At 71.3% G+C, this 26,873-nt stretch carries 29 protein-coding genes and 2 tRNA genes; 18 read left to right on the top strand and 13 right to left on the bottom strand.

The window, feature by feature from the left end:
* Positions 1 to 16: 16 nt before the first annotated feature.
* Positions 17 to 568, top strand: coding sequence for a hypothetical protein (locus AB0878_RS13170; protein ID WP_366579468.1), 552 nt, complete (start codon positions 17 to 19; stop codon positions 566 to 568).
* Between the two features lie 471 nt (positions 569 to 1,039).
* Here AB0878_RS13170 and AB0878_RS13165 read toward each other — a convergent pair whose 3' ends face one another.
* On the bottom strand, positions 1,040 to 2,500 hold the full coding sequence (locus tag AB0878_RS13165; protein WP_366579466.1) for an alpha/beta fold hydrolase: 1,461 nt from the start codon (positions 2,498 to 2,500) through the stop codon (positions 1,040 to 1,042).
* A gap of 123 nt (positions 2,501 to 2,623) precedes the next feature.
* Here AB0878_RS13165 and AB0878_RS13160 point away from each other — a divergent pair, with 123 nt between their 5' ends.
* From AB0878_RS13160 to AB0878_RS13140, 5 genes are all read left to right on the top strand, one after another.
* A complete protein-coding gene (locus AB0878_RS13160) occupies positions 2,624 to 3,772 on the top strand; it encodes a CaiB/BaiF CoA-transferase family protein (protein WP_366579464.1) in 1,149 nt (382 codons plus the stop codon).
* Positions 3,773 to 3,819: 47 nt separating this feature from the next.
* Positions 3,820 to 4,329 (top strand): isochorismatase family protein, encoded by a 510-nt coding sequence (locus tag AB0878_RS13155; protein ID WP_366579462.1) that lies wholly within the window; start codon positions 3,820 to 3,822, stop codon positions 4,327 to 4,329.
* A gap of 641 nt (positions 4,330 to 4,970) precedes the next feature.
* Complete coding sequence (locus AB0878_RS13150; protein WP_366579460.1) at positions 4,971 to 6,407, top strand: MFS transporter; 1,437 nt, start codon at positions 4,971 to 4,973, stop codon at positions 6,405 to 6,407.
* On the top strand, positions 6,404 to 6,964 hold the full coding sequence (locus tag AB0878_RS13145; protein ID WP_366579458.1) for a TetR family transcriptional regulator: 561 nt from the start codon (positions 6,404 to 6,406) through the stop codon (positions 6,962 to 6,964). Before AB0878_RS13150 ends, AB0878_RS13145 begins: the two co-directional genes overlap by 4 nt.
* A 69-nt stretch (positions 6,965 to 7,033) precedes the next feature.
* Positions 7,034 to 7,591 carry a DUF4232 domain-containing protein gene (locus AB0878_RS13140; protein WP_366579456.1) on the top strand — a complete coding sequence of 186 codons (558 nt, stop codon included), beginning with the start codon at positions 7,034 to 7,036 and terminating at the stop codon, positions 7,589 to 7,591.
* Positions 7,592 to 7,598: 7 nt separating this feature from the next.
* Here the strand turns inward: AB0878_RS13140 and AB0878_RS13135 are convergent, their stop codons facing one another.
* Together AB0878_RS13135 and AB0878_RS13130 are read right to left on the bottom strand one after the other, a co-directional pair.
* A complete protein-coding gene (locus tag AB0878_RS13135) occupies positions 7,599 to 8,678 on the bottom strand; it encodes a mandelate racemase/muconate lactonizing enzyme family protein (protein WP_366579454.1) in 1,080 nt (359 codons plus the stop codon).
* Position 8,679: 1 nt separating this feature from the next.
* The gene (locus AB0878_RS13130) at positions 8,680 to 9,540 is read right to left on the bottom strand and encodes a fumarylacetoacetate hydrolase family protein (protein WP_366579452.1); all 861 of its coding nucleotides are present in this window, start codon (positions 9,538 to 9,540) and stop codon (positions 8,680 to 8,682) included.
* A gap of 136 nt (positions 9,541 to 9,676) precedes the next feature.
* Here AB0878_RS13130 and AB0878_RS13125 point away from each other — a divergent pair, with 136 nt between their 5' ends.
* Together AB0878_RS13125 and AB0878_RS13120 are read left to right on the top strand one after the other, a co-directional pair.
* Positions 9,677 to 10,894: an FAD-dependent monooxygenase gene (locus AB0878_RS13125; RefSeq protein ID WP_366579450.1), complete on the top strand. Its 1,218-nt coding sequence runs from the start codon at positions 9,677 to 9,679 to the stop codon at positions 10,892 to 10,894.
* Positions 10,891 to 11,922: a cupin domain-containing protein gene (locus tag AB0878_RS13120; RefSeq protein WP_366579448.1), complete on the top strand. Its 1,032-nt coding sequence runs from the start codon at positions 10,891 to 10,893 to the stop codon at positions 11,920 to 11,922. The genes AB0878_RS13125 and AB0878_RS13120 overlap by 4 nt, the downstream gene beginning before the upstream one ends.
* Positions 11,923 to 11,926: 4 nt before the next feature.
* On the opposite strand, the gene AB0878_RS13115 is transcribed toward AB0878_RS13120, so the two are convergent.
* Complete coding sequence (locus tag AB0878_RS13115; protein ID WP_366579446.1) at positions 11,927 to 12,388, bottom strand: MarR family transcriptional regulator; 462 nt, start codon at positions 12,386 to 12,388, stop codon at positions 11,927 to 11,929.
* A 347-nt stretch (positions 12,389 to 12,735) separates the two neighbouring features.
* Here AB0878_RS13115 and AB0878_RS13110 point away from each other — a divergent pair, with 347 nt between their 5' ends.
* A complete protein-coding gene (locus AB0878_RS13110) occupies positions 12,736 to 14,139 on the top strand; it encodes an FAD-binding oxidoreductase (protein ID WP_366579444.1) in 1,404 nt (467 codons plus the stop codon).
* Between the two features lie 16 nt (positions 14,140 to 14,155).
* Here AB0878_RS13110 and AB0878_RS13105 read toward each other — a convergent pair.
* From AB0878_RS13105 to AB0878_RS13090, 4 genes are all read right to left on the bottom strand, one after another.
* Positions 14,156 to 14,230 (bottom strand) — tRNA-Val (locus tag AB0878_RS13105).
* A gap of 26 nt (positions 14,231 to 14,256) precedes the next feature.
* Positions 14,257 to 14,328 (bottom strand) — tRNA-Val (locus tag AB0878_RS13100).
* A gap of 92 nt (positions 14,329 to 14,420) precedes the next feature.
* Positions 14,421 to 15,071: an NAD(P)H-dependent oxidoreductase gene (locus AB0878_RS13095; protein WP_366579442.1), complete on the bottom strand. Its 651-nt coding sequence runs from the start codon at positions 15,069 to 15,071 to the stop codon at positions 14,421 to 14,423.
* Between the two features lie 23 nt (positions 15,072 to 15,094).
* Positions 15,095 to 15,787, bottom strand: a complete 693-nt coding sequence (locus AB0878_RS13090; RefSeq protein WP_366579440.1) for a DsbA family protein — start codon at positions 15,785 to 15,787, stop codon at positions 15,095 to 15,097.
* 110 nt (positions 15,788 to 15,897) lie between these two features.
* Between AB0878_RS13090 and AB0878_RS13085 the strand changes: the two genes are divergently transcribed.
* Positions 15,898 to 16,323: a helix-turn-helix domain-containing protein gene (locus AB0878_RS13085; RefSeq protein ID WP_366579439.1), complete on the top strand. Its 426-nt coding sequence runs from the start codon at positions 15,898 to 15,900 to the stop codon at positions 16,321 to 16,323.
* Positions 16,324 to 16,354: 31 nt separating this feature from the next.
* Here the strand turns inward: AB0878_RS13085 and AB0878_RS13080 are convergent, their stop codons facing one another.
* Positions 16,355 to 17,542: an MFS transporter gene (locus AB0878_RS13080; protein WP_366579438.1), complete on the bottom strand. Its 1,188-nt coding sequence runs from the start codon at positions 17,540 to 17,542 to the stop codon at positions 16,355 to 16,357.
* Positions 17,543 to 17,661: 119 nt separating this feature from the next.
* Between AB0878_RS13080 and AB0878_RS13075 the strand changes: the two genes are divergently transcribed.
* The gene (locus tag AB0878_RS13075; protein WP_255638418.1) at positions 17,662 to 17,982 is read left to right on the top strand and encodes a transcriptional regulator; all 321 of its coding nucleotides are present in this window, start codon (positions 17,662 to 17,664) and stop codon (positions 17,980 to 17,982) included.
* Positions 17,983 to 18,001: 19 nt separating this feature from the next.
* Here the strand turns inward: AB0878_RS13075 and AB0878_RS13070 are convergent, their stop codons facing one another.
* Positions 18,002 to 18,439 carry a helix-turn-helix domain-containing protein gene (locus AB0878_RS13070; RefSeq protein ID WP_366579436.1) on the bottom strand — a complete coding sequence of 146 codons (438 nt, stop codon included), beginning with the start codon at positions 18,437 to 18,439 and terminating at the stop codon, positions 18,002 to 18,004.
* 79 nt (positions 18,440 to 18,518) lie between these two features.
* Here AB0878_RS13070 and nthB point away from each other — a divergent pair, with 79 nt between their 5' ends.
* The 5 genes from nthB (at position 18,519) to AB0878_RS13045 (ending at position 21,840) form a co-directional block, all read left to right on the top strand.
* Complete coding sequence (nthB, locus tag AB0878_RS13065) at positions 18,519 to 19,184, top strand: nitrile hydratase subunit beta (RefSeq protein WP_366579434.1); 666 nt, start codon at positions 18,519 to 18,521, stop codon at positions 19,182 to 19,184.
* Positions 19,181 to 19,777 carry a nitrile hydratase subunit alpha gene (gene nthA / locus AB0878_RS13060; RefSeq protein ID WP_366579432.1) on the top strand — a complete coding sequence of 199 codons (597 nt, stop codon included), beginning with the start codon at positions 19,181 to 19,183 and terminating at the stop codon, positions 19,775 to 19,777. The genes nthB and nthA overlap by 4 nt, the downstream gene beginning before the upstream one ends.
* Positions 19,774 to 20,109, top strand: coding sequence for a nitrile hydratase accessory protein (locus AB0878_RS13055; RefSeq protein WP_366579430.1), 336 nt, complete (start codon positions 19,774 to 19,776; stop codon positions 20,107 to 20,109). The genes nthA and AB0878_RS13055 overlap by 4 nt, the downstream gene beginning before the upstream one ends.
* A 146-nt stretch (positions 20,110 to 20,255) precedes the next feature.
* Positions 20,256 to 21,098, top strand: coding sequence for a fumarylacetoacetate hydrolase family protein (locus AB0878_RS13050; protein ID WP_366579428.1), 843 nt, complete (start codon positions 20,256 to 20,258; stop codon positions 21,096 to 21,098).
* Positions 21,099 to 21,153: 55 nt separating this feature from the next.
* Positions 21,154 to 21,840: a GntR family transcriptional regulator gene (locus tag AB0878_RS13045; RefSeq protein WP_366579426.1), complete on the top strand. Its 687-nt coding sequence runs from the start codon at positions 21,154 to 21,156 to the stop codon at positions 21,838 to 21,840.
* A 54-nt stretch (positions 21,841 to 21,894) separates the two neighbouring features.
* Here the strand turns inward: AB0878_RS13045 and AB0878_RS13040 are convergent, their stop codons facing one another.
* Together AB0878_RS13040 and AB0878_RS13035 are read right to left on the bottom strand one after the other, a co-directional pair.
* Positions 21,895 to 22,476: an NAD(P)H-binding protein gene (locus tag AB0878_RS13040; protein ID WP_366579424.1), complete on the bottom strand. Its 582-nt coding sequence runs from the start codon at positions 22,474 to 22,476 to the stop codon at positions 21,895 to 21,897.
* 105 nt (positions 22,477 to 22,581) lie between these two features.
* Complete coding sequence (locus tag AB0878_RS13035) at positions 22,582 to 23,808, bottom strand: MFS transporter (protein ID WP_366579422.1); 1,227 nt, start codon at positions 23,806 to 23,808, stop codon at positions 22,582 to 22,584.
* A 119-nt stretch (positions 23,809 to 23,927) separates the two neighbouring features.
* On the opposite strand from AB0878_RS13035, the gene AB0878_RS13030 reads away from it, so the two are divergent.
* Positions 23,928 to 25,400 (top strand): PLP-dependent aminotransferase family protein, encoded by a 1,473-nt coding sequence (locus AB0878_RS13030; RefSeq protein ID WP_366579420.1) that lies wholly within the window; start codon positions 23,928 to 23,930, stop codon positions 25,398 to 25,400.
* Here the strand turns inward: AB0878_RS13030 and AB0878_RS13025 are convergent.
* A complete protein-coding gene (locus AB0878_RS13025; protein WP_366579419.1) occupies positions 25,395 to 26,213 on the bottom strand; it encodes an HAD family hydrolase in 819 nt (272 codons plus the stop codon). The two genes, AB0878_RS13030 and AB0878_RS13025, sit on opposite strands and share 6 nt — an antisense overlap.
* 149 nt (positions 26,214 to 26,362) lie before the next feature.
* On the opposite strand from AB0878_RS13025, the gene AB0878_RS13020 reads away from it, so the two are divergent.
* Positions 26,363 to 26,845 carry a carboxymuconolactone decarboxylase family protein gene (locus AB0878_RS13020; protein WP_366579417.1) on the top strand — a complete coding sequence of 161 codons (483 nt, stop codon included), beginning with the start codon at positions 26,363 to 26,365 and terminating at the stop codon, positions 26,843 to 26,845.
* Positions 26,846 to 26,873 lie beyond the last annotated feature (28 nt).

Raw genomic sequence — 26,873 nt, 5'->3', positions numbered from 1 at the left:
GACGGGAGCAGCTCGCATGCACGCCTGGTGGCCCCTCGCGACGGTCGCCGCGGTGTTCGCGGCGCTCGCCCTGGTGCACCTCCGCCGCTCGGCCCTGCCGCGCGGCACCGGGCAGCCGGCCGCGGCGCCTTCGCCCCGGCGGCTGCTGTCTCCTGAAGCGCCTGTTGTCGCCGCCCAGCGCGGCCGCGCCCGCCACCGCCTGGAACCGGCCACCCGCTCTCGGCTCGAGGCCGACCCCCTGGCGCGCTACCCCGTGGCACGGCAGCGCCCGGTTCCCAACGCCGTCGCCCAGCGCCCCAGCGGCCCGGCCTCGACGCCGACGCAACCCTTCGCGCTCCCGCAGCCCCGAGCCCGCGACACCGACTCACGCAACTGGCCCGCGGCCGCACCCCCGCGCCCCACCCCGCCGACCCGCCGCCGCACCCGCCCCGGCAAGATCATCCCCGACCCGGCCTGGCCGGGGCCCCCGGTCTCCCGGCCCCGCCCGGCGGCTCCCGATCCGCCCGGACGGGACCGGGAACCGCGCACCCGGCCGAATCGCCGGGACCGCAACCGCCCTGCCGATTGACGTCGGTTTCCCCGCCGCGGCGACCCTGGCTTCGGAGCTGAGCTGCGGCGCTGTGTGCCGCTCCGGCTGTCCGTGTTCGCAAGGGTGTCGCAGGCATCGGGACCGCTTCGACGAATGACCCGGCCACGGCGGCCTGGCTTGGGAACGTCGACTGCGGCGAACCTGGCTTCGGAACACGGCGGGGGAGCTGTCTGCCGTTTTCGTGATTGATGGCGAGTCTCCGGGCCAGCGCACCGAGATCCCGGCGGCGGGAACGGAATCGCTCGCTGTTCAGCGGCCGGTCGGTGGCGTCGTGTTGACGGTCGACCGAGATCAAAACCGGTGCTCTCGGAGATCGCGGTCACCCGGACGGTTGACGGGAGCCGCGGCCGGGTACGTAAGAGGCAGCCCGCCGCTGTGGTCCCTCCCCCCACCTCTGCGGCGGCGGGCGCGGGCCGGGCCTCGACTGCGAGGCCCGGCCCTGCTCCTGTCCTACGTGGACGGAACTGCCGGCTCGCCCGGGCACGTGCCCGTGGCCGTCCGACCGGTGCTGAAGAACTCCACCGCCTTCGAGCCGCACGCCACGAGGTCGAGGGAGCCGTGCGCGCCGTTGTCGACGGTGAGGAGGGAGCCGCCGATCGTGCGGCGCATGTCCCGAGCCCAGGAGGCCGGGGTGGTCGTCTCGGTGCGGTGGCCCACCAGTTGGAGCGGGCTCGAGCCGCGGGTGAGGTGCCAGGGCTGTTGAGGCAGCGGCCATCCCGCGCACCAGTGCTGGTAGCCGGCCATGCCGTGGAACAGCGGTGACGACGCCTGCCGCTGCTGTTCCTCGCGCCACATCGCGGGTTCGCTCGGGTCGGCGCCCTGGTCGTTGCACAGCACGGAAACCTGCATGAGCAAGCCCGCGAAGTGGCTGTCCTCGAGGCCGAAGCCGGTGAAGTCCGGTTCGTTCCCGACGAGCGGCGGGTTCGTGCCGTCGCGCAGGGCGGTGAGGGTGTCGGCCATGGCAGGCCAGTGGGATTGCTGGTACGTCAGCACGGTGCGGAGGTTGCCGCCGCCGAAGGTGAGCGGTTTGCCGTCGGCGGTGACCTGGCGCGGGTGGGCGTCGAGGCCGGCGGCGAGGGCGGTGACGTCCGCGCGGATCTTCGCGGCGTCGGTGCCCAGGTGGTACTGGCCGTCGCGCGCGGCGAGCCAGGCGGCGAATCGGGAGAAGTTGGCTTCGGCCGCGTCGACCTGGCCGTCGTTCATCGTGCGGAGGCTGAAGTCGGGCGGCATGACGGAGTCGAGCAGCATGCGGTCGACGTGCTGGTCGTAGCGGCTGCGGTACACGGCGCCGAGAGCGGTGCCCCACGAAACCCCGAAGAAGCTGATCTTCTGCTCGCCCAAGGCGATCCGGATCTGGTCGAGGTCGCGCGCGACGACGTCGGTGGAGAGGCTCGCGATGAACTCCGGGTCGTACGCGGTGCAGCGGGCGTTCTGCTTGGCTGTCTGCTCGTAGCCCTGCCGGTACTGCTCGGCGGGCGGCGCGCTCGGGTCGGGGTTCGGGCCGTCTTCGGGCGCGATGTCGCATTCCTTGCCGTCGCTGAAGCCGACGCCGCGTGGGTCGAAGCCGACGATGTCGTGGTCCACGCCCATGCCCGCCACGGTCGTGTGGCTCAGGGTGACCGGCATGTCGAGCCCGGAGTTGCCCGGCCCGCCGGGGTTCACCACGATCACGCCCTGGCGCTTCTCCGGTGCCGTCGCTTTCAACCGGCTGACCATCAGATCGAGGCGGCGGCCGTCGGGGTGGGCGTAGTCGAGCGGGACGGAGACCTTCGCGCACTCGGTGCGCGCGTCGGTCTGGTCCCACTCCTTGATCAGGGTGCGGCACGGGGTCCAGGCGAGTGCCGCGGGCGTGGCCGCGACGACCGCCGGCAGCGCGACGACGATCGCCAGCAAGGGGACGAGCTTCTTCATGATGATCATGATCGCGGTGCGCGCGGCGGGCTGCCTCGGGCGATCGGGTCACAAACCCGGCCGATCGGCTGATGTGCGGTCCGGAGGTAGCCTGGCGCGACGGTCGCCGGCGAAAGGATTTCGATGCTGCCCCTGTCCGAAGTCACGGTGGTTTCCCTCGAACAGGCCGTGGCGGCGCCGTTCGCGACGCGGCAACTGGCCGACCTCGGCGCGCGCGTGATCAAGGTCGAGCGGCCGGGTTCGGGCGATTTCGCGCGGTCGTACGACGCCACCGTGCGCGGGCTGTCGAGCCATTTCGTGTGGCTCAACCGCAACAAGGAGTCGATCGCGCTGGACCTCAAGCAGCCGGGGCAACGGCGGGTGCTCGACGCGTTGCTGGAGCGCGCGGACGTGTTCGTGCAGAACCTTGCGCCGGGCGCGGCTTCGCGGCTCGGGCTCGGGCCGGAGGAGCTGCTGGCGCGGCACCCACGGCTGATCGTCTGCGGCATCTCCGGCTACGGCACCGACGGCCCGTATCGCGACAAGAAGGCCTACGACCTGTTGGTGCAGTGCGAAACCGGCGTCCCCGCGCTCACCGGATCGCCCGACGAACCGGCGAAGACAGGCATCCCGGTCGCGGATCTGGCCGGCGGGATGTACGCGTACAGCGGGATCCTTTCGGCGCTGTACGAGCGCGAACGGACCGGTCGCGGGCAGGCGTTCGAGGTGTCGCTGTTCGACGCGCTCACCGAGTGGGTCGGGTTTCCGCTGTACTACACGGTTTACGGCGGCACCCAACCGGCGCGAACGGGACTTTCGCACGCGGCCATCGCCCCGTATGGGCCGTACGTGTGCGGCGACGGCGAGACGATCTTCCTCGCCGTGCAGAACGACCGCGAGTGGCGGCGGCTGTGCGCCGACGTGCTGGGTCGGGCCGACGTCGCGGATTCCTTCGCCACCAACGACGAACGCTCGGCCCGGCGCGACGAGCTGCGGGTGGTGATCGAGGACGCCTTCGCGCCGCTGGACTCGGCGACGGTGCTCGCCCGCCTGGATGCGGCGTCGATCGCCAACGCACGGCTGCGGACGATCTCGCAGCTGGCCGAGCATCCGCAGCTGGCCGAGCGCGAGCGTTGGGGCACAGTGGATTCGCCGGTGGGGCCGTTGCGGGCATTGGTTCCGCCGGTGACGGTGGCGGGGCGGGAGCCGCGGTTCGACCCGATCCCGGACGTGGGGGAGCACACTTCGGCGTTGCTGGCGGAGCTGGGTTTTTCCGGGGGTATGCCGGACTGACGGTTTTTGCCGGCGTTTTTGTCGGGGGCGGGTGCGATGCTTCCGGCATGGTCCCCGTGCTGATCTTGATCGACGTCCAGAACAACATGCTCCTCCCGCCCGAACCGGTGCCTTCCGCGGCCACCGTCGCCCCGGCGATCGAAACAGTGCTTTCCCGCGCGCGTGCCGCCGGCGCGCCGGTGGTGCACGTGCGCAACAACGGCACCGACGACGATCCCGACGTACCCGGAACACCGGGCTGGGCCCTGGTCCACGACGTGCTCCCGGGCGAACACGTGGTGGACAAGACCACCCCCGACTCCTTCGCCGGCACCCCTCTGTCCACGCTCGTGCCCGCCGGCGCACCCCTCGTCGTTGCCGGCATGCAAAGCGACTTCTGCGTCCGCGCAACCACCCTGGAAGCCCTCCGGCGCGGCCACCCGGTCACCTTGGTCACCGACGCCCACGCCACCTACGACGGCTCCGTTCCCGCCGCCGAGGCCTCCGCCGCGGTCGCCGCCGAGCTGGCCGCCGCGGGCGCGTCGCTGACCTCGAGCGAGGTGGTCCACTTCGGCTGAAGGGGGATCGCGGCTGCCGGGTTGGGCATCGCGAGGTAGGGTAAGTCATCGGGTGATGACATCAACTGATGACTGAGGTGTGGCGCGATGTCCGACATGGGCGAGATGCGTGGAACACCCAGGCGGCTCGCTTCGTGCGCGCTGCCGGGGTGGGCCGGTGAGGTGCTGCCGCGCGGGCTTTTGCCTGGTGGGCGGTGGTTGCCTGGGCGATCCGGATGCGGTCTCGGCGACTTGGCGGACGCGCGGGCAGCCTGTGTGTGCGCTGCGGGTTTGTCGTGAGCGGCCGGCAGAAGCCGCCCGTACGCGGCTCGGGCGAGGTGCCGGAGTGCGGTGTGCCCGCGGCCGATGACGCACCACGGCGCTCCGCGAGCGCCGCCGATTCGCAGGTGCGCGGCCCGGGCGCGGCGCCGGAGTTGGGCAGCTCGGCGCTCGGCCCGGACAGAAGGCGGGCCGAGCGCGAGGTGGCGGAACCTGCCGGGGCTGAGTGGCAAGTGCGCGGCCGGGGATGGGGCGGGCCGGCGTTTGGTGTGTCAGGTGGGCGGGCCCTGGGTGCCGAGGGAGAGGCCGCCGGGCGCAGCAGCGCTGAGGAATCGGCGCGGGGTCCGGAGCCGGCGTCGGAGTGGGGCAGCAGTGTTCGTGAGGTGCCCGGCGCGGGGGCCGGCCGCGCGGCGACCGACGTGGCCGAGAGCGGCGCGGCACAGCGAACCGCGCGGGGGTTGGTGCCCACGCTGGTGTTCCTCGGGCTCGTCGTGGCGGTGATCAGCAGTCTGGGGGCGCCGCTGATTCCGGCGGTGGCTGTGGTGCACCGGGTGTCGTTGGGGGATGCGCAGTGGTCGTTGACGGTGACGTTGGTGGTCGGGGCGATGGTGACGCCCGTGATGGGGCGGCTGGGGGACGGGCCCGCGCGGCGGAGCGTGATGCTGGCCGGGCTGGGGCTCGTGGTGATGGGGTGTGTGCTGGCGGCGTTGCCCTTCGGGTTCGTGGCGTTGCTGGTGGGGCGGGGGTTGCAGGGAGCGGGGCTGGGGCTGACGCCGCTGACGATCGTGGTGGCGCGGGAAGCGTTGGTGCCCGCGAGGGCGAGGCCGACGATGGCGGTCCTGTCGATCACGACGGTCGCGGGGGTCGGGCTCGGGTATCCGGTGACCGGGCTGATCACGGAGCTGGGTGGGCTGCAGGCGGCGTACTGGTTCGGGGCCGTGGTGGCCGCGGTTGCGTTGGTGGCGGCGATCAGGGTCTTGCCCCACGCCGGGAACGCCCAGGCGAAGCGGCTGGACGTGCCGGGGGCGATTTTGCTGGGCGTGGGGCTTGGCGCGTTGCTGCTGTGGATCAGCAAGGGTGAGGAGTGGGGCTGGGGTTCGGCGGCGTCGATCGGTTCGGTGGTCGTCGCGGTGGGCGGGCTCGTCGCGTGGGTGTGGCATGAGGGACGCAGTGGCCACCCGCTCGTGGAGCTGCGGTTGCTGCGGCTGCCGGGGGTGCTGGCGGCGGACGTCGCGGCATTGCTGTCGGGCACGGGGATGTATCTGCTGACGTCGTTGATGGTGCAGTTCGTCCAGACGCCGCCGGCCGACGGCGGGCTCGGGGGGTCCGTGGTGGTGGCGGGGCTGGTGTTGCTGCCGTTCTCGATCGGGAGCCTGCTCGCCAGCCGGATCGCGGCGCCGGTGATCCGGCGGGGGTGGGGGCGCGTGCTGATTCCCGGGGCTGCGCTGGTCGGGCTCGTGAGTGTCGGCGCGTTCGGCTTCGTGCGGCACGACTACGTGGTGCTCACCGTCGTCATGGCGGCCACGGGGCTCGCCGTCGGCACGGTGTTCGCCGTGCTGCCCGGCATGATCACGCGCGGGGCGCCTCCGCACGAGACGGGCAGTGCGATGAGCTTCAACCAGGTGCTGCGCTACGTCGGCTACTCCACCGGCAGCGCCCTCAGCGCCGCGATCCTCGTCGCGCACACGCCGGACGGGCAGCACTTCCCGAACGCCGTCGGCTACACGGTCGCGGCCTTCGCCGGGGTGGCGGTGTGGGTCCTGGCCGCGGCGTTCGGCATGCTGCTGCCCGGAAAAACGACCGAAGGAGCGCGCCGATGACGGACCGACCCACCCCGCGGCGACGGGATGCCGGGAGAACGCGGGCCGCGCTGCTGGCGGCCGCGGCGGAGTTGTTCGCGGAGCGCGGGTACGCGCAGGCCACGATCCGCGACATCGGCGAGCGTGCGGGCGTCGATCCGGCCATGATCGCGCGGTACTTCGGGGGGAAGGCGCAGCTGTACGTCGCCGTGTTGCAGGAGGAGACCGGCGACGAGGAGCTGGCCGACCTCGGGGACGCCGAGCGGTTGCGCGGGCTGGTCGGGCGCGCAGTGCGGCAGGGGCCGGGGCCGTTGTACCAGGTTGCGCTCCACCCGCACGACGACGTGAAGGCCAACGAGTTCTCCCGGGAAGAGCTGCATCGGCGGATCGTGACACCGCTCGCGCGCCGGCTGGCCGCCGAAGGTGTCGAGCAGGCGCAGGCGCGCGCGGAGTTGCTGACGGCGGCGTTCGCCGGGGTGCTCATCGGGCGGACGTCGGGTGCGCTGCCGGAGCTCGCGGCGCTCGACGAGGAGAGCCTCGCGGCCTTGGTGACGCGGCTCGTGTCCTCTATGGAGTGAACCCACCGGAACCTGTTTCGGGGTCGGCCGTCCTGGGTAGTGAGGAGCCGTCCACGAAGGGGAGTGCACATGCGGGGTAAGACGATCGCCGCGGGGATCGCGGTGGTGTTCACACTGACGGCCTGTTCGAGCACCACACCACCACCGCCGCCGGCCCACACCGCGCCGGTGAACGCGGACAAACCCGCCGTCCAGCACGAAACCCAGCAGTCCTTCCACGCCGAGCTCACCATCCAGGACCAGGGCCTCGGCCTGCTCGCCCTCGAGAACACCGGCAAGGACCCCGTGACGATCCAGGGCTGGCCGGCGCTGCAGTTCCTCGCCGCCGACGACTCGCCGCTCAAGGTGCCCACGAAGAACGTCGACATCCCCGGTGCGGGCCCGTCCATCACGCTGCGCCCGGGCACCAACGCGTTCGCCGGCGTCAAGTGGGAGACGGGTGACAAAGGCAGCCCTGACACGTTCGTCGCGACCACCCTCAAGCTCACCCCGCCCCACGGCACGAGCGCGACGGTCGTCGACGTGATCGGCACGGACGGCAAGAAGGTCGGCTACCCCGAGTTCGACGTCACCTCCGTCAAGGTCGGCACACTGCAGCCCAGCACCCAGGGCGTACTCGTCTTCTGACCACGCCTCACCGGACGCGCAGATCGTCCAAAGCGGACAGATTCCACCGCATCCCGTGACCCGGACGATCCGGCGGGGACACGCGTCCGTTGTGGACGGCCAAGGTCTCCTGCAGTACGTCGTCGATCAGCGGGAAGTGTTCCACGTACGGGCAGTTCGGCACGGCTGCCGCCAGATGGACGTGCAGTTCCGGCAGGAAGTGCGGGCTCAGCGTCGCGCCGAACGCCTCCGCGACGGCCGAGATCCGCATCCATTCGGTCACGCCACCCGTCAGCGGCACGTCCGGCTGTAGCACCGAAGCGGCGCGCGCATGCAGGTACGCCGCGAACTCGAACCGCCCGTGCAGGTGCTCGCCGACGGCGACGGGCACCGGCACGGCGGCGGCCAGCGTCGCGTGGCCGGTGACGTCGTCGGACGAAAGTGGCTCCTCCAGCCAGTAAACGCCGAGGCCCGCCAGCCGGGCCGCGGTCCACAACGCGGTCGGCAGGTCGAGGCGTTCGTTGGCGTCGATCATGATCCGCACGCCGTCGCCCACGGCCTCGCGCACCGCGCGCACGCGGGCCACGTCTTCTTCCGCCCGCCGAGCGCCGACACGCAGCTTCACGGCGTGGTAGCCCTCGTCGAGGTACGCGCGCGTGCCGTCCACCAGCTGCTGCACCGACATCGCGTGTGTGGCCCGGCCGCTGCCGTAGATCTCGACGTCGTCGTGGTGCGCGCCGAGGAAGCGGAACAACGGCAGGCCTGCGCGGCGGGCACGCAGGTCCCACACCGCGATGTCCACTGCGGACAGTGCGGGCAGCGCGAGCCCGCGGCCGAGCCGGTGCGTGTCGTCGCGCACGCGTTGCCACACCTGTGGCCAGTGGTCGAGATCGGCGCCGACGACGTGGTCGCGGACCGTGCCGGTGAGCAGTGCGTGCACTCCGTCGGCGCCGCCGGTGAGCGCGTAGGTGAACCCGGTGCCGGTCGCGCCCTCGTCGTCGGTGACGGTGACGAGCAGGAGGTCGACCTTGGTCGCGCCGGAACCGCCGCGGCCGGCGCCGAGCGGAATCCGCGACCACGCCGTGGTGACGTCGGTGATCAAGGGCATGTCAGTCCTTTCCGGACGGACGGGTCCCGGTGGGCGAAACCGTGCCGTCGGAACCGGCCACGGTCACGGTGAGCGTGCCGATGCTCGACAGCGTCACGGAAACCTCGTCGCCCGCGCTCAACGGCCCGACCCCCGAAGGCGTGCCGGTGGCGATCACGTCGCCGACCTCCAGCGTCATCACCGTCGAGATGTAGGAAACCAGCTTCGCGACGCTCCAGATCAGGTGGCGGGTGTTCGACGACTGCCGGTGCACACCGGCGACCGTGCAGTCGAGGTCGATCGCGTCGGCCGCGTCCGCCTCGTCGGTGGTGACCAGCCACGGGCCGAGCGGGGTGAACGTGTCGAAAGACTTGCGCGTCGACCGGTCCTCCCCGCCCCGCATGGTGATGTCCAGCAGGCCGGTGTACGCGACGACGTGGTCGAGCGCCTCGGCTTCGCTCACGTTCCTCGCCCGCTTGCCGATCACCGCCGCCAGTTCGCCTTCCTGGTCCACGCGCCGGTCGGCGTAGGGCAGCCGGACCACACCGCCGTGCGCGATGATCGACGACGGCGCCTTGAGGAACACCGCGAGGTCGCTGATGTCGACCTTCAGCTCCATTTCGGACTTGTGGTCGCGGTAGTTCACCGGCGCCGCGACGATTTTCGACGGGTCGGGCACCGGTGCGTCCAGTGAAACCTCGGCCAGCGCCACGCTGTTCGTCGCAGAGGGCGCGGGCAGTGAGTCACGGACCTCGGCCCACCGGGCGAGCAACCGGCGCATCGCGCCCGGCTCGCCGTACCCGCCGGCCAGATCGCCGAGATCGACCACCCGGTCGTCGGCGAGGTAGCCGACCCGCCCGCCGTCGTAGGTCACCAGTCGCATGCGTGTCCGTCCCGTGGCCGGGGGCGGCCCGAGAAGCCGCCCGCTGAAAATTCCATCTGTACACGGACGGTATGACCCGGCCGGGCAGGAGTCAAGCCATTGACAGGCGGGGAAGCCGTCTGCGACATTCGTCAGCATGCTGACGAAAAGTTCCTCGCGACGCGGCGGGCTGCTGGTGCTGGGTGGTGGCATCGGGGGCTTGGCCGCCGCGCTCGCCCTGGCCCGCGACGGCCACGCGGTGCGGGTGCTGGAGCAGGCACCCGAGTTCGCCGAGATCGGCGCCGGCCTGCAGGTCGGCCCCAACGCGTCCCGTGTGCTCGACCGCCTGGGCGTGCTCGAAGCGGTGACGCGCGACGCGTTCTTCCCCCGCAGCCTGGTGCTGCGCGACGCGATGACCGGCGAACGCATCACCTCGCTCGACACCGAAGCGTCGTTCGAAAGCCGTTTCCGCCACCGGTACTTCGTGACACACCGCGCTGACCTGCACCGGGCTCTCCTGGACGCCTGCCTGGCCACCGGAAAAGTCGAGCTTCTGGCGGACAAGCACGTCGTCACCGTGCGACCCGACGCCACCGTGGACTGCGCCGACGGCTCCCGCTACGAAGCCGAAGCGCTCATCGGCGCCGACGGTCTGCACTCACCGACCCGCGCCCTGCTCATCGGCGACGGCGAACCCGAGGACTGCGGTTACGTCGCCCACCGCGGCACCGTGCCCGTCGAGGAGGTCACCGGCGGCCTCACCGAGCCCGACAGCATGGTGATCTGGGTCGGCCCCGGCCTGCACCTCGTGCAGTACCCCGTGCGCAGCGGCAAGCTGTGCAACCAGGTCGCCACCTTCGACACCCGTCGGTACCCCGCGCAGCACGGTGATCTGAGCCGCCAGCTCGACGACGCTTTCCGCGGCACCTGCCCCGAGGTCGCCCGCGGCATCGCGCTGATCGACCGCTCGCGGCGCTGGGCGATGCTCGACCGGCCACCCGCGACGGGCTGGAGCCAGGGCCGCGTGACGCTCGTCGGCGACGCCGCGCATCCGATGCTGCAGTACCTCGCGCAGGGCGCGTGCCAGGCGATCGAGGACTCCGTCGCGCTCGCCGACAGCCTCGCCGCGCACGACGACGTCGAGACGGCTTTCCTTGCCTACGAGCGCATCCGCGCCCCGCGAACCGCCCGCGTGCAGACCACCGCCCGCACCTGGGGTGACCTTCTGCACCTCGACGGCGTCGGCGCGTTGCTGCGCGCCCATGCGCTCAAACCCCGCGCCGCCGACGACTTCGAGATCGTCGACTGGCTCTACGGATTCGACCCCACCAGCACCCAGCCCGCCCTCGCGGCGGCTCGAAGGAGGACCTCATGACCGTGACCACCGGCGAGGCCTACGAGCAGCTGGCCGCGCAGAGCGTCGGCACGCTCTGGCGCCACCTCGGCGACCTGTTCCCGGCCGAACCGCCCAGGCGCGCGGTGCCGTTCCGCTGGGACTACCGCGGCCTGCGCCCATACATGCTGCACTTCGCCGACGCGCTGTCGATCGAGGAAGCCCAGCGACGCGTGCTGATGCTGATCAACCCGGGGCTGCGGCAGGAATCCGCGACGGTGACCGGTCTCTACGCCGGGATCCAGATCATCCTGCCCGGCGAGCAGGCGCAGGCGCACCGCCACTCCGCCAACGCGTTCCGCTTCATCATCGAGGGTTCCGGCGCTTACACGACCGTGTCCGGCGAACGCGTCCACATGCACCCTGGCGACCTGCTGCTGACGCCCGGCTGGCACTGGCACGACCACTACCACGAGGGCGAGGGCCCGATGATGTGGCTCGACGGCCTCGACTTCCCGCTCGTCAACTCGCTCGACACCCAGTTCTTCGAGCTCCACTCCGAGACCGCGCAGAAGGTTTCCGTGCCCGACGGGCTTTCCTCGGCGCAGTTCATCCACGGCCGCCTGAACCCCGCGTGGATCGCCGAGCGCAGCGCGAACTCGCCGATCGGCAACTACCCGTGGGTCGAGACCTCGCGCGCGTTCGAGGCGATCGCGGACAACGCCGACGGCAGCGACGTCGACGGCGTGGTGCTGGAGTACACGAATCCCTGGACCGGCGGTCCGGTGATGCCGACGGTGTCGTGCCGCATCCAGCGGCTCGTCCCCGGCTTCCGCGGCGAAGCCCGCCGCCACACGGCCGGCACGATCCTGCACGTCGTGCGCGGCGAGGGCACCACGATCGTCGACGGCCATGAGCTCACGTGGGGGGAGAAGGACATCTTCGTGGTGCCGTCGTGGGCGACCTACCAGCACGTGAACTCGTCGAAGTCGCAAGACGCGGTGCTGTTCTCGTACTCCAACGAGCCGGTGGTGCGGGCGCTCGGCCTGTATCGCGAAGAGCTGCTGTGAGCGCTCAGTCCTGGTAGTCCAGCAGGCCGCGGTGGTGTTCCAGCAGCGACTTAAGGCTGTCGACGAGCTGCTTGCGTTCGGTGGTGTCGAGGCCTTCGAGCATCCGGTCGTTGACCTCCACCGCGCGCTCGGTCGCCTCGGCGTACAGGGCGCGCCCGGCGCTCGTCAGCCGCACGACGCGGCGGCGGGCGTCTTCGGGGTCCTTCACCTGGCTGACCAGCCGCCGGGCGACGAGCCGGCGGATCACGTCCGCGGCCGTCGAGCGGTCGAGGCGGGCGCGGGAGCGCAGCGTCGTCTGGTTCAGCGGGCCCTCGTGGGCCAGCGCGTGCAGCACCGCGAACTGCGGCGAGGTGAGGCCGCCGGGGAACACGTCGGACCAGATGGCGACGTGCAGCTGCTGCGTGGTGCGCAGCAGGTGCCCGATCATCCCGTAGAGGTCGAACTCGACCGGATCGGACTTCGCCATCGCCGAACACCTCCGCCCGCGGACCGGTCGTCCGGATACGGACGAACTCGGGGTGAAGGATACAAGCCGCCTGCTCGGCCGGCGGACGCCGCGCTGAGGCCGGCCGTCGCGGATGAAGCCGCGGTGCGGCCGTGGACGCGGCACTTCGATGCGCTGGAGGTGCGGAACTCCGGAGTGTTGCGGGGAATCACGGGCTGGGTCGTCGCGACCGCCGGCCCCCGACGGGGATGCCCCGGCCCCGTGAGGTGCCCCATCGTCCCTTCGCGACGGTGACCTGCGTCGCAAGTCTGATTCGCGTTTCACGGGCCCGGTGAGGCTGGGGCCGTCGAGCGCGAGAGGCGAAGCGGATGAGCCCTTACGAGACGGCGGCGTCGGAGTCGCTGACCCCGGCCGAGGTCGCCGGGCTGTCGAGGCGGCTCACCGGTCCCGTCGTGCTGCCCGGCGACGCGGGGTTCGAGGCCGAGTGCGCGACCTTCAACCTGGCCACGCCGCTGCGGCCCGCCGTGGCCATCGGGGCGGTCACCGTGGCCGATGTGCGGGAGGCGGTGCGGTTCGCGGCCGACCGGGCGCTGCCGATCGCCGTGCTCACCACCGGGCACCAGGTCGTGAGCCGGGCGCGCGGCGCGGTGCTGGTCACACTGTCGCGAATGGACGCCGTGGAGGTAGACCCGGTGGCCGGGATCGCGCGGGTGCAGGGCGGCGCGCGCTGGAGCCAGGTCACCGAACGGGCCGGCGAGAGCGGGCTGGCGGGCGTGAGCGCCGCGTCACCCACGGTGGGGGTCGTCGGCTACCACCTCGGTGGCGGGCACAGCCCGATTCTGGGGCGGACGCACGGATACGCCGCCGACCACGTGCGCGCGTTTCGGCTCGTCACGGCCGACGGTGCCGTGCGCGAGGTGACCGCGGACGCCGAGCCCGAGCTGTTCTGGGGCCTGCGGGGTGGCAAGGGGAACTTCGGCGTGGTCACGTCGATGGAGTTCTCGCTGTTCCCCGTGCGGTCCTTCTACGGCGGCGGCTTGTTCTTCGCCGGAGAGCACGCCTTGACGGTCCTGCACGCCTGGCGGGAGTGGGTGACGGCGCTGCCGCGGGAGGTGTCGTCGTCGATCGCCTTCCGGCGCCGCTCGCCGGCGGCGGAGTTGGTGGTCCACGTGCGCTTCTCGTCCCTGCGCCCACCCGTTGAGGCCCAAGCCGCGCTGGCGCCGCTGCGGGCCGTCGCCCCGGCCGTGCGCGACACCGTCGCCGAGACCGCGTACCGCGACGGTCACCGCCTGCACCTGGACCCGTCGGCGCCCGTCGGGTGGCTGCAGCGCGCGGCGGCCCTGCGGTCGTTCCCGGCCGAGGCGGCCGACGCGCTCCTCGCCGTTGCGGGTCCGGATTCCGGCACCTCGCTGCGTTCCGTGGAGCTGCGGGCGCTGGGCGGGGCGCTGGCCGACGAGCCCGCCGTGCGGAACGCCGTCGCCGGTCGCGGTGCGCCGTGGGCCCTCGTCGGGGCCGGCGCGGCGGAGGTTCAGCTGGACGTCCTGGTCGAGACGCTCGCGCCGTGGACGCAGGACGAGCGGAACGCCAACCTGCTGTCCCAGGCCACAACCCCCGCCGAGGTTCGCGCCGCGTACGGCTCAACGCGCTACGAGCGGCTCGCGCGGCTCAAACGGCGCCACGACCCGCAGAACCTCTTCCGCGTCAACCACAACATCGCGCCGGCGGCCGGCCCGTCCGTGCCCTGGACAGCACGATGGCCCCGGATCGAGTGATCCGGGGCCATCGTGGTGGTGGGCGATACTGGGATCGAACCAGTGACCTCTTCGGTGTGAACGAAGCGCTCTCCCCCTGAGCTAATCGCCCTCCAGGTGAGTCCACATCGGACTACGTGCGCGATACTGGGATTGAACCAGTGACCTCTTCCGTGTCAGGGAAGCGCTCTCCCGCTGAGCTAATCGCGCGCTGCGGGAAACCAGCTTAGCGAACCTCCCACGCAGCCTTCCACCGGGGCCACCCTTCCGGCCGACGGTTACGAACGGAAGCGTGAACATCACTAACCGTGACAAACGAGCTCGTTGAGCTTCTCGGCGTGCCGGCGGGCGAGGTCGTGGGATTCGGCGAGGGACTCCTCGTGCAGGTGCAGCAGTGGGCGCAGTTGGTCGACGGTGGGGGCGAAGGTCAGCTCCGGCGTGATGAAGTGCACGTCGAGTCCGAAGAGGACGGTGTCGCTGAGGATGGTGTGCAGGGCGGGCACCAGGTGGTCCTTGCCGTGCTGGGGAGCGCCCGGGCCGTAGCCCCCGCCGCGGGCGGAGACGACGACCGCGGGGCGCCCGGCCGTGGGGGCGGCGCCCGGGCCGAGGCCGATCGTACGGCCGGGGACCATGACCTGGTCCAGCCAGGCCTTGAACACCGACGGGATCGAGTAGTTGTACATCGGCACCGCGAACAGGTACGCGCTCGCGCCGAGGAACTCGCCGACGAGCTCGTCCTGCAGCGCCGCGGCGGTGGCCTGCTCGTCCGTGCGGTCGCCGGGCGCGACGGCGCGCGCCGTGATGCCGGCGGCGTCGAGGTGGGCGACCGGGCTGTGGGCGAGATCGCGGGTGACGACCTCACCGGTCCAGGTCTCGGTGAAGGTGTCGGCCACGCGCCGGGAGAACGACGTCTCCGGGGTGGCCGAAGCGTTGACGCGCAAGAGGTACGACATGGGTCTCTCCGGAAGTTGAGGGGTCAGGCGGAAGGGGAGGTGCAGCCGTCGGGTGTGCACACGTCACCCGCGCCGAGCGGGGCGGGCCGGCGGGCGTCCCAAGCCGTCCGCAGGGCCGACACGAGGTCGTCGGTGGAGACGGCGCCGGCGAGAGCGTGGGTGCCGCCGAGGACGAGGAACGGTGTGCCGCGCGCGCCGAGGCGCTGGGCCATGTCCTGGTCGGCCAGTACGCGGGCGCGGTAGCGGTGGCTGTCCAGCGCGTCCGCGGCGGCGTCGACGTCCAGGCTGGCCTCGACGGCGAAGTCCAGGACTTCCGCGCGGGTCCACAGCTTGCGGGCGTGGCCGAAGTGGGCCTGGAACATCGCGGTCCAGATCTCGTCGCCACGCCCCTGTTCGGTGGCGAACGCGAGCAGCTCGTGCGCCAGGTCCGTCGGCCCGAGCGTGCGGTCGAGGACGTGGTACGGCGTGAGGCCCTCGGCCTGCGCGAGGAGCTCCAACGGCCGCAGGACGTCGTGCTCGACCTGCGGAACGCCGTGCTCGACGAGCAGCTGCCGCTGGCTGACGCCTTCGCGCGGCAGATCCTGGTGCAGCTGGAACGAACGGTGCACCAGGCGCACCTCGGCGCCGTGCTCGAACCGCTCGAGTGCGAGGTGCAGCCGGTGGTTCATCAGCCCGCAGTACGGGCAGACGACGTCCGACCAGAATTCGGCGTCCACTGTGGTCCCTTCGAGATCCGCTTTCCACCGATGGTGCAACAGATCCGAGGGGCTTACAAAAGGCACATCGATGTGCGTGCCCGGGCCGGGCGAAGAGCTACTGTGGAGGGGTGAGAACCGTGGGAACCGACGTGCGGCTGAGGGTCGCGCAAGTGCCCGAGCCGTGTGCGCACTGGGCGAACCGCGACGCGGACTTCGTGCGCGAGGTGCTCGACCTCGTCGGGGACAAATGGAGCGTGCTGCTGCTCGGCACGCTGGCGAGCGGCCCGTTGCGCTACTCGGACCTGATCGCCGCCGTGCCGGCGATTTCGCAGCGGATGCTGACCTTGACGCTGAAACAGCTGCAGCGCGCCGGGTTCGTCGACCGGACCTCGCACCCGGAGGTGCCGCCGCGCGTGGAGTACACGCTCACGGAGCTGGGTTCGTCGCTGCTGTCGGCGGTGCTGGCGCTCGGCGCGTGGTCGACCGAGCACCAGGCGCAGGTCCGCGGGAACCAGGCGGCGTTCGACGCGGGGGAGTCGCGGCCGCCCGAGTGACCCCGGACGGCGACGGGGTCACTCGGACTTCTCAGTGCTCGGCCGCGGCGGGAACCGGGGCGGCCGGAGCCGGCCGGCGGGTGTGGACGAACCGGGCCGACACGATCGACGCGACCAGGCCCAGTGCGAGGAAGATCAAGCCGAACGGACCGAGGTTGTACGCGCCGAACGCCGCGATCCCGGCCGCGCCCGTGAGCCCCGAAGCGGCCGTCGCGAGGTAGGTGGCGGAGGCGTTGAGGCCGATGCTCACCGGCGCGTGCTCGGGCGAGACCTCGATGAGCCGGTGCTGCAGCGGCACCAGCGTCGCCCAGCCGCAGACGCCCCAGACGAACAGCGCGACGGCCGCCGTGGCGAAGGTGCGGCTGCTGAAGGGAAGCAGTGCGAAGTCGATGCCCACGACCACGACCGCCACGGCGATGATGCGCTGGCCGGAGATGCGGTCGGTGAGGTGCCCGGCCGTGACGCTGCCGACGGTGGCGCCCGCGCCCCAGAGGAACAGCAGGATGGCGAGCGCGATGCCGTTGCCGCCGGTGGCGCGGTCGAACGATTCGCCGACGAACGTGTAGTCGGTGAACAGGCCGGTGAACACCAGCAACGTCGTGAGCAGCGTGAAGCCGATGCGCGCGTCCTTCATCGTCGCCAGCCGCTCGCGCAGCCCGGCGACGTGCGCGGCGGGGACGGCGGGCAGCAGCACGGTGACGCCCACGGCACCCAGCACGGCGAGTGCGGCGACGAACCACAACGTCGTCTGCCAGTTGGTCTGCGAGCCGATCACGGTGCCGATCGGCGCGCCCAGCGCGGTCGCGGAGCTGAGGCCGGCCATGACGACGGCGAGCGCGCGCCCGCGTTGGTGGGGCTCCACCAGCGACGCCGCCGTCGCGCTGGCGGTGGGCGTGAACATCCCGGCGCCGAGGCCGGCGATCACGCGGCTGGCGAGCACCAGCCCGTAGAGGGGCAGGGTGGCGGTGAGGACGTTGCCGACCGCGAGGATCAGCAGCCCGGCGATCAGGAGCCGTTTGCGCGGCCAGTGTGCGGTGGTGGCGGCGATGATCGGCGACGACACCGCGTAGGTGAAGGCGAACATCGTCACCAGGAGGCCGGTCGCGGCGGCGTTCGTGTGCAACGAGCGCGAGATCTCGGGCAGGATGCCCGCGATCACGAAGCCGTCCGTTCCCACGGCGAACGTCCCCAGGGCGAGAACGAGCAGGCGTCGGTACACGGGGGATCCCTTCGAGGAAGGTTTGATGTACGTCAAACCATAAGAAGGTGAAACGGCTCTCGTCAAGGATGGTTTGATGAATCTGGTACCGTTGTGACTGAGGTCGCCGAGGAGGTGCTGTGGCTCGCTACCTGGAGGAACCGGCTGTCGCCGACATCCGGTTCGACGACGTGCTCAACGCGATCGCCGACGACGCGCGAATGCGTGTATTGGTCACGCTCGCCGACGGCGAGTTCCACCCGTGCGGGCCGGAAGGCCTGCTGGCCGCGCTGCACAAGTCGACGTTGTCGCACCACAAGAAGGTGCTGCGCGAGGCCGGGCTGACGCGGACGAAGCTCGAAGGCCGCAACTACTTCGTGTGCCTGCGCCGCGAAGACCTCGACGCGCGGTTCCCGGGGTTCCTCGACGCCGTGCTCGCCGGTCTGGCCGAGGTGTACTGATCCGTCCGAAGTGGACGGTTTACTTGAGCACGCGGGTGTCGTCGGCGTGGATCGGCGTGCCGTCGGGTGTCACGTAGGTGAGCCGCGGAATCGGCTCTTCCGTCTCGCGGTCCACCAGCAGCACGTGGTCCTCGTCGGGTTCGTACGCGTGGTCCTGGCCCCATTGCCGCAGGCTGACCACGAGGTCGAACAGGTCTTCGCCGCGCTTCGTCAGCACGTACTCGCGGTAGGCGCTGCCGTCCGAGGCCGGCTCGACGGACAGCACGCCGGCGTCGACGAGGTTGCGCAACCGGTCGGCGAGGATGTTCTTGGCCACCCCGAGGTTGCGCTGGAACTGCCCGAACCGGCGGATGCCGTCGAACGCGTCGCGGATGATCAGCAGCGACCACTTGTCCCCGACGAGGTCCACTGTCCGCGCGACGGGGCACCGCGGGCTCGTCCACGTGCGCTCGCTCACCGCGGCCACCTCCGGTTGCTGTTTGAAACCACCCTGGTTAGTCTGGTTGCAGTTTACTACCAGTTGGAGAGGTGGTGTCTTGGACGGGATCGCCGACCTCGGCGGCACCGAGGGCTGGGGCCCCGTGCCTCCGCCGCGGCGCGACGAGCCGGTGTTCCCCGAACGCTGGAACGCCCGGGCTTTCGCGCTGGGCGCGCTGGCCTGGCGCGCGGCCGACGCCAACCTCGACGCCTTCCGCCACGGCCTCGAACGCCAGGACCGCGACGCCTACCTCGGCGAAGGCTACTGGGGCCGCTGGCTCAACGCCGGCGAGCTCGTGCTGCTCGACAGCGCGCTGCTCGCGCCCGGAGCCGTCGACGCCCGGGCTCGCAACCTGGCCGGTGACCACGTCGAAGAGCCCACGCTTCCCGTGCCGCACAAGCCCGGCTATGCGCCGACGGCCGAGGGTTCCCTGCGGGTCCTCGATGTTCCGCCGGAGTTGGCGGCAGGTGACCGCGTCCGCACGAAAACGACGGCGCCGCCCGGGCACACGCGGCTGGCCGGGTACGTGCGCGGGCACGTCGGCGTCGTCGAGGTCGTGCAGCCGGCTTCGGTGCTGCCCGACACCAATGCCCACTTCGTCGCGGAGAACCCGCAGTACGTCTACACGGTGCGCTTCGCTTCGCGCGAGCTCTGGGGCGCGGACAGTGAGCCCTTCGACGTCACCGTGGACCTGTTCGCCTCGTACCTGGAGAAAATCGCGTGACTGCTGAAGAAACCGCCGGACGGCCGTCGGCCGCGCTGCGCACGGAGGCGCTCGAACAACTGCTCGTCGAACGCGGCCTGATCGACCCGGCTGTGGTCGACCGGCTCATCACGACGTACGAGACGAACATCGGTCCGCTCAACGGAGCCAAAGTCGTCGCGAAGGCGTGGACCGATCCGGCGTACCGCGAACGCCTTCTGGCCGACGGCACGGCCGCCACGAAGGAACTCGGGTTCGGCGGGCCGCAGGGCGGGCACATCGTGGTGGTCGAGAACTCCGCGAAGGACCACAACGTCGTCGTGTGCACGCTGTGCTCCTGCTACCCGTGGCCGCTGCTGGGCTTGCCGCCGAGCTGGTACAAGGACCCGGCCTACCGTGCGCGGGTGGTCCGCGAGCCGCGGAAGGTGCTGTCGGAGATGGGATTGGAGCTCGACGCGGACGTGCGCATCACCGTCCGGGACTCCAGCAGTGAGGTGCGCTGGCTGGTGCTGCCGGAACGCCCGGCCGGCACGGAGAACCTGACCGAGGAAGAACTCGTCGAGCTCGTCACGCGCGACGCGATGGTCGGCGTGGCCAAAGTGGCGGCCCTGTGAGCGCGCCGTTGAGCGTCGACGGCGTTGCCGCGCCGCCGCGGGCCAACGGCGAGCTGCTGTTCGCGGCCCCGTGGGAGAGCCGCGCGTTCGGGCTGGCGGTGTCGCTGTACGAAGCCGGCGCGTTCGAGTGGCCGCGCTTCCAGGCGGCGCTCATCGCGCGCATCGGTGCGTGGGAAGCGGACCGGGCCGGCGACTGGAGCTACTACCACCACTGGCTCGCCGCGCTGGAAGACGTCCTCGTCGACACCGGTGCGGTCCCCGGCGGCGAGGTCGCCTCGCGCGCCGAGGCGCTCGCGCTGCGTCCGACCGGCCACGACCACCCGCACTCCTGACCGGTGGTTTTTCTGACGGTGTCGTGGATCACCAGCTCCGACGATGGACTGGCAAAGTATCGATATTTTGCTACTCTGCCGATGGGGTCGCTCGTGACCGGTGCGCACAGCCCCGCTGACTTTCTTGGCAGACAAGGAAAATCGCCATGCGCTACGGAAACATCAATGGCCGGGTCGCCCTGATCTCCGGCGACCTCGCCCTCGACGTCGAGAAGGCCAGCGACGGGTTGTTCGGCCCGGACCCCGACGGCGTCTACGAGAACTGGGACGGGTTCGCCGCGTGGGCGCGCGGGCAGTCCTTCGAGGACGCGGTGCCGTTCACCGACGCCGAGGTCGGCCCGCCGGTGCTGCGCCCGGCGCAGATCTTCGCCATCGGCCTGAACTACGCCGCGCACGCGTCCGAAGCGGGCATGCCGGCCTCGGCGACCGCGCCCCCGGTGTTCACGAAGTTCGTCACGAGCATCACCGGCCCGTACGACGCGGTGCGGCTGCCCAGCGCGTCGGTCGACTGGGAGGTGGAGCTCGTGGTGGTGATCGGCAAGCGAGCCGAGGGCGTCACCGAGGAGCAGGGCTGGGACCACGTCGCGGGCCTCACGATCGGGCAGGATCTGTCCGAACGCGACGTTCAGCTCGCCGGCGCGGTGCCGCAGTTCTCGCTCGGCAAGTCCTACCCCGGCTTCAGCCCCCTCGGTCCCGCGATCGTGACACCCGACGAGCCGGCCGACCGCGACGACCTCGCGCTGAGCTGCTCCGTCGGTGACGAGGTGCTGCAGGACGGCCGCACCGGCGACCTCATCTTCTCGGTGCCGGCGCTGGTTTCGTACCTGTCGTCGGTCCTGCCGCTGCTGCCGGGTGACGTGATCTTCACGGGAACGCCGGCCGGCGTCGGGATGGGCCGGGACCCCAAGCGCTACTTGGTCCCCGGTACCACGCTGGTCAGTGAGATCGAGGGCATCGGCCGGCTGCGCAACGACCTGGTCGCCGACTGACGCGGACTTCCGTTGTGGCCGTGGAATATCGATTCCGAACTGGACTGTCCGAGTGGTGACGAAACCTGCTGCGAGCCGGACCGGGGAAGTCTTCGAGACGCTGCGGGCCGACCTCCTCGGCGGCCGCTTCGAGCCGGCGCAGCGCATGAAGTCCCAGGAGCTGAGCACGCGCTTCGGCGTGAGCATGTCCGTGGTGCGCGAAGCGCTGACGCGGCTGGCGGAACAGGGACTGCTGGTTTCCACGCCGCAGCGCGGGTTCACCGTGCGCCCGCTGTCCGTCGGCGATCTGGCGGACCTCACGAAGGTCCGCGTGCAGATCGAGTCCCTGGCGCTGCGGCAGTCGTTCGAACTCGGCGACATCGGCTGGGAGACGTCGGTGCTCGGCACGCACCACGCGCTCGACCGCACGCCGGTGACCCTCGAAGACGGTTCCTACAACGAAAGCTGGACGCTGGCCCACCGCGACTTCCACCGCGCGTTGCTGGCCGGCAGCGGCAGCCCGCGGCTCGAGGCGATCGCCACGTCGTTGCGTGACAGCGCCGAGCTCTACCGCCGTTGGTACTCGGCGCTCACCGACGACCACCAGCGTGACGTCGCCGGCGAACACCGCCGCCTCAAGGACTTCGCGCTGAACCGCGACGCCGAGCCGGCCGTGGAGCTCCTGGTGGCCCACATCGAACGCGCGCCGCGGGCGTTGATCGCGTACGCGCAGGAGAACGGGTCGGACTCGACGTTCGCCTGACAACGCGCCGGCCGGGCTGACCCGGCCGGCGCGTTCTCGGATCGATTTCCCGAGTCAGTCGACGATCTTCACGACACCCGTCGGCGCGTCGAGCGCTTCGACCGTGAGCTCGGCCGCGCGGTCGAGGCTCACGCGAGGCTCGGCGGGCAGTGCACCCTCGTTGTAGGTGCCGGGGCCGTAGAACTGGCCGTAGCTCAGCACCACACCGCCTTCGGCCAGCACCGACTGCTCGAGGTCCTTCACCGCGACGGCGTCGGGGCCGTCGGGCAGCTGCCACGCCACGCTCTGCGCGAGGATCTTCGGCGTGCCGGCCGCGCGCGCGGCCGCAATCAGGTTGCGGTTGCCCTCGGTGCGGATGCGGGCGTTGCGCTCGGTGTGGTCGGCGATCTTCGCGAAGTCGTCGGGCAAGTCGGTCAGCTCGTTGAGTACCACGTCCGGCTTGAAGTCGCGGACGGCCTGCACGAGCGCGTCGCGGTCGAACACGTCGCACAGGATCGCGACGGCGCCGAGGTCGATCAACGATTCCATCTTGGCGGCCGACCGCGTCATCGCGCCGACCTGGTGCCCGGCCTCGACCAGCCGCGGGATCAGCCGCTGTCCGAGCACACCGGAAGCGCCGGCGAGGAAAATCTTCATCATCTCTCCTGGTTCTGCGAATTGTCTGGCATCAACCACGCTACGTGTCATTTGGCACGGGCCCGTGGTCCATTTCTACCGTAGAACTGTGGGCCAATCGGGCACTTACGCCACTGCCGGAGCAAGGCGGGCCGCCGACAGCCGGTCGGCGCCCCACACCAGCAGGGCCACCAGGCTGAACCCGGCGCCGAGGACGCAGACCGCGGTCCAGCCCCACGCGCTGTACACCGTGGTCGCCGCGACGGCGCCGCCGCCGAAACCCACGGAGTAGTAGGCCATGTTGCTGCCGATGAGGCGGCTGCTCGCGTTCGGGTCGAGGCCCACGATGAGGTGCTGGTTGGTCACGTGGATGGCCTGGCCGGCGAAGTCGATCACGATGATCCCGACGACAAGGGGGATCAGCGACTTCGGCAGCCACGCGATCGGCAGCCAGGACACCGCGAACAGCACGAGCGTGATGCCGGTGACCCACTGTGCCCGGCCGCGGTCGGCCAGGGAGCCGGCGCGGGCGGCACCGAACGCGCCCGCGGCGCCGACGAGGCCGAACAGCCCGACCGCCGACGTCGACAAGTTCCACGGCTCGGCCGAAAGCGGCAGCGCCATCGAGCCCCACAGCGCACCGAAGCCGGCGAACATGAACAGCGTGATCAGGCTCCGCACGCGGAACACGCGCTCGCGCACGGTCAGCGTGACGATCGACGTGATCAGCTTGCGGTACGAGACCGACGGCCGGTCCGGCAGCTCCGGCGGCAGCCGCAGGCCGAGCACGACCGCGACGCCGAGCATCAGCACCGCCGACACGACGAACACCGAGCGCCAGCCTAACGCGTCGGCGAGCAGGCCGGCCACGGTCCGCGCGAGCAGGATGCCGATCACGACGCCGCTGGTCACGATGCCGAGCACGCGGCCGCGCGATTCGGGGCTGGCCAGCACGGCGGAGTAGGCGATGATCACCTGCTGCACCACCGTCGCGAGGCCGACGACGCCGCTGGCGATGAAGAACACCACCGAGTTCGGAGCCACGGCCACGCCGAGCAGCGCCAGCGCCGCGATCACCGAACCGACGGGGATCAGCACGCGGCGGTTGAGCAGATCACCCAGTGGCACCAGCAGGATCAGGCCGGCGAAGTAACCGACCTGGGTCACGGTCGTCACGAAGCCGAGCCCGGCCGCGCCGACGCCGAGGTCGCGGCCGATGTCCTCCAGCAGTGGCTGGGCGTAGTAGATGTTCGCCACCGCGATGCCGCAGACGACGGCGAGCAGGACGGCGAACCCGGTGCTGATGCCGGGGCGTGGTGGTCCGGGGGTTTTCCGGACGTCGACGGAGGTCATGGCGTTCCTAAGGGGTTTCGGGCCATAGTGGTAGTAAATAGCAACCAGATTGGTGGCCCGCGCGCTGGGCTCAAAACCCACGCTAGGGTGCGATTGGGCCAGGTGTATGGTCCATTTCCATGGCGGGAACACGGGCCACTTCACCCGAGGGCAGGCGCTCTGCCGAGGGCCTCGGCGCCGATCTGCACCTCGACCACCTGGACCTTCGCGGCCGCCACGGCCTGCGGACGTCGCTGATGGACGCGTTGCGCGAAGCCGTGCGCTCGGGCCGGTTGCTGCCCGGCGCGCAGCTGCCTTCGTCACGCACGCTGGCCGCCGACCTGTCGATCGCGCGCAACACCGTGGCCGACGCGTACGCCGAGCTCGTGGCCGAAGGCTGGCTCACCGCGCGGCAGGGTTCCGGCACGCGTGTCGCCCGCCGGGCGGAGCCCCGCCGGACACCGACGCCCGGCTCCGACCGCGTCGCGCTCCGTCGTCCGACGCCGATCCGCACGTCGGACACGCGGTTCAGCCTGCTGCCCGGCAACCCGGACCTGGCGAGTTTCCCGCGCGCGCAGTGGCTCGCGGCGTCCCGGCGCGCGATCATGGCCGCGCCCCACGAAGCCCTGGGTTACGGCGACCCGCGCGGCCGCGTCGAACTCCGCACGGCACTGGCCGACTATCTGGCGCGCGCCCGCGGCGTTTACGCGTCGCCCGAACGGATCGTGATCTGCGCGGGATTCGTGCACGGGCTGCGGCTGATCGGCAGAGTGCTGCGGGCGCGCGGGGTCGGCACGGTCGCCGTCGAGACCTATGGCGTGCCGCAGTACTACGACCTGCTCACCGAAACCGGCCTGGAAACCCCGGCGTTGCCGCTGGACGAGGACGGCACGTGCACGGAGGGGCTGCGTTCGCTCGACGCCGGCGCGGTCCTGCTCACCCCCGCGCACCAGTACCCGACCGGCGGCGCGCTGCGTCCGGACCGGCGCGCGGCCGCGGTCGACTGGGCTCGGTCGACGGGCGGGCTGGTGCTCGAAGACGACTACGACGGGGAGTTCCGGTACGACCGCCAGCCCGTCGGTGCGTTGCAGGGCCTCGATCCCGAGCGCGTCTGCTACTTCGGCACGGCGAGCAAGTCGCTGGCGCCGGGGCTGCGGCTCGGGTGGCTCGTGCTGCCGCGCTCGGTGACGCCCGAGGTGATCGCCGCGAAGGGTCACGTCGACTGGGCGCCGGGCTCGTTCGACCAGCTGACGCTCGCCGAGTTCCTCACCTCCGGCGACTACGACCGGCACGTCCGCGCGATGCGGCTGCGCTACCGCCGCCGGCGCGACCAGCTGGTGGCGGCCGTCGCCGAGCACGCGCCGGGAATCCGCGTTTCCGGGATCGCGGCGGGGTTGCACGCGGTGCTCGACCTTCCGCCGGGCACCGAGCGTTCGGTGATCACCGCGGGTGCGCGGGTGGGGCTGGCGCTCGACGGGCTGGGCGACTTCGCGCATCCGTCGGTGCAGGCCGACAGCGGGCGCGACGGGCTGGTCGTCGGGTACGCGACGCCGTCGGACAGCGCGTGGTCGGGGGCGTTGGCGGCGTTGTGCTCGGTGCTGCCGCGGTCATAGCGTGGCGAGCACCTGCGCGAGGCCGTCTTCGAGCACGGTGCCGGTGAGCTCGCCCGCGGCGGCGATCAGCTCGGCGGGGGACTGTCCCATCGCGACCCCGCGCCCGCGTTCGGCGGCCCACGCGAGGAGCTCGATGTCGTTGTGGCCGTCGCCGACGGCGAGCACGCGGTGCCGGGGGACCGCGAGCTCGGCGCGGACGCGTTCGGCCGCCGCGGCCTTGTTCACGCCCTCGGCGGCGAGGTCGAGCCACGGGGTGCAGGCGAGGGCGAAGCTCACGTTCCGCAACCGCATTTTCGAGACCAGGGCGAGAAAATCGGCCATGTCGTGCCCCGGCGCGAACGCGACGACACGGGTTGCCTTCGTGGTCAGCAGCGCTTCGAACGGCACCGCGGCCTGCGCGTCGTCGAGGCCGGTCGTGCCGTCGGGGAACGGTTCGGTGCAGCGGTAGCGGCCCACCTCGTCCTCGACGGCGAAGCGGGCGCTCGGCAGGTGTGTGCGGATGGCGAGCAGCGACTCGGCCGGGTCGAACGACTCCACGTGGTGGCGCCGGAAGCCGGATCCGGACTCGCGCAGGGTGACGGCGCCGTTGGAGCAGACCAGGAACCGCGGCGTGATGCCCAGGCGGTCGAGGACGGGGACGGTGCTCACGGCGGAGCGGCCGGTGGTGAGCACCACGTGGTGCCCGGCGGCGTCGAGCCGGCGGACCTCGGTGACCACGGCGTCGCTGAGGGAACCGTCCTCGCGGATCAGGGTGCCGTCGATGTCCAGCGCGACGAGCCACGGTCCGGTGTCCTTCCAGGACGGTGCGGTCATGACGGGGATCCTCCGGGGAGTCGGTTCTTCCCACTGTAGGGACGTTTCCGGGGCTGTCCACTGTGCACTGCGCCACCCGCGATTGGCCCACGATCGGCGGCCGGAATTGGACCACTTGCGCGCGGGCACCGGCGCTTAGCGTGGATCCCATGACGACTGAACGCCTGCCCGAGCACACCCCGCGCCTGGATTGGATGAAGCTCGCCCCCGACGTGTTCAAGGCGATGCTGCGCCTGGACACCGCGGCGAAGAAGCACCTCGACGAGAGCCTGGTGAACCTGGTCAAGATCCGCGCGTCGCAGCTGAACCACTGCGCGTTCTGCCTCGACATGCACAGCAAGGACGCGCTGGCGGCCGGCGAGTCGGCCGAACGCATTCTGCAGCTGGCCGCGTGGGCCGAGTCGAAGCACTTCTACACCGCGCGCGAGATCGCGGCGATCGAGCTGACCGAGGCCGTCACCGTGCTCACCGAAGGCTTCGTGCCCGACGAGGTCTACGCGAAGGCGGCGCAGCAGTTCGACGAGACCGAGCTCGCCCACCTCATCGCGGCGATCACGACGATCAACGCGTTCAACCGCTTCGGCGTGTCGACCCGCATGGTGCCGGGTCACTACACGCCCGGCGCGTCCTGACCCGCCGGTCCGCTTCACTCACCGTCCA

Origin of the sequence: Amycolatopsis sp. NPDC047767 (genome assembly GCF_040704195.1) — a bacterium.
GTDB lineage: Bacteria > Actinomycetota > Actinomycetes > Mycobacteriales > Pseudonocardiaceae > Amycolatopsis.
Note: the sequence above shows the minus strand (reverse complement) of the source record. Positions and strands in the feature narration are given on the sequence as shown.

Bases quoted from the DNA above. Each gene is read 5' to 3' on its own strand.
- AB0878_RS13170 (WP_366579468.1), top strand. From the start codon at position 17: ATGCACGCCTGGTGGCCCCTCGCGACGGTCGCCGCGGTGTTCGCGGCG.
- AB0878_RS13035 (WP_366579422.1), bottom strand. From the start codon at position 23,808: ATGACCTCCGTCGACGTCCGGAAAACCCCCGGACCACCACGCCCCGGC.
- AB0878_RS13135 (WP_366579454.1), bottom strand. From the start codon at position 8,678: ATGCCCTTGATCACCGACGTCACCACGGCGTGGTCGCGGATTCCGCTC.
- AB0878_RS13160 (WP_366579464.1), top strand. From the start codon at position 2,624: ATGCTGCCCCTGTCCGAAGTCACGGTGGTTTCCCTCGAACAGGCCGTG.
- AB0878_RS13115 (WP_366579446.1), bottom strand. From the start codon at position 12,388: ATGGCGAAGTCCGATCCGGTCGAGTTCGACCTCTACGGGATGATCGGG.
- AB0878_RS13110 (WP_366579444.1), top strand. From the start codon at position 12,736: ATGAGCCCTTACGAGACGGCGGCGTCGGAGTCGCTGACCCCGGCCGAG.
- AB0878_RS13125 (WP_366579450.1), top strand. From the start codon at position 9,677: ATGCTGACGAAAAGTTCCTCGCGACGCGGCGGGCTGCTGGTGCTGGGT.
- AB0878_RS13155 (WP_366579462.1), top strand. From the start codon at position 3,820: ATGGTCCCCGTGCTGATCTTGATCGACGTCCAGAACAACATGCTCCTC.
- AB0878_RS13130 (WP_366579452.1), bottom strand. From the start codon at position 9,540: ATGCGACTGGTGACCTACGACGGCGGGCGGGTCGGCTACCTCGCCGAC.
- AB0878_RS13145 (WP_366579458.1), top strand. From the start codon at position 6,404: ATGACGGACCGACCCACCCCGCGGCGACGGGATGCCGGGAGAACGCGG.
- AB0878_RS13040 (WP_366579424.1), bottom strand. From the start codon at position 22,476: ATGAAGATTTTCCTCGCCGGCGCTTCCGGTGTGCTCGGACAGCGGCTG.
- AB0878_RS13030 (WP_366579420.1), top strand. From the start codon at position 23,928: ATGGCGGGAACACGGGCCACTTCACCCGAGGGCAGGCGCTCTGCCGAG.
- AB0878_RS13165 (WP_366579466.1), bottom strand. From the start codon at position 2,500: ATGAAGAAGCTCGTCCCCTTGCTGGCGATCGTCGTCGCGCTGCCGGCG.
- AB0878_RS13120 (WP_366579448.1), top strand. From the start codon at position 10,891: ATGACCGTGACCACCGGCGAGGCCTACGAGCAGCTGGCCGCGCAGAGC.
- AB0878_RS13050 (WP_366579428.1), top strand. From the start codon at position 20,256: ATGCGCTACGGAAACATCAATGGCCGGGTCGCCCTGATCTCCGGCGAC.
- AB0878_RS13140 (WP_366579456.1), top strand. From the start codon at position 7,034: ATGCGGGGTAAGACGATCGCCGCGGGGATCGCGGTGGTGTTCACACTG.
- AB0878_RS13020 (WP_366579417.1), top strand. From the start codon at position 26,363: ATGACGACTGAACGCCTGCCCGAGCACACCCCGCGCCTGGATTGGATG.
- AB0878_RS13025 (WP_366579419.1), bottom strand. From the start codon at position 26,213: ATGACCGCACCGTCCTGGAAGGACACCGGACCGTGGCTCGTCGCGCTG.
- AB0878_RS13095 (WP_366579442.1), bottom strand. From the start codon at position 15,071: ATGTCGTACCTCTTGCGCGTCAACGCTTCGGCCACCCCGGAGACGTCG.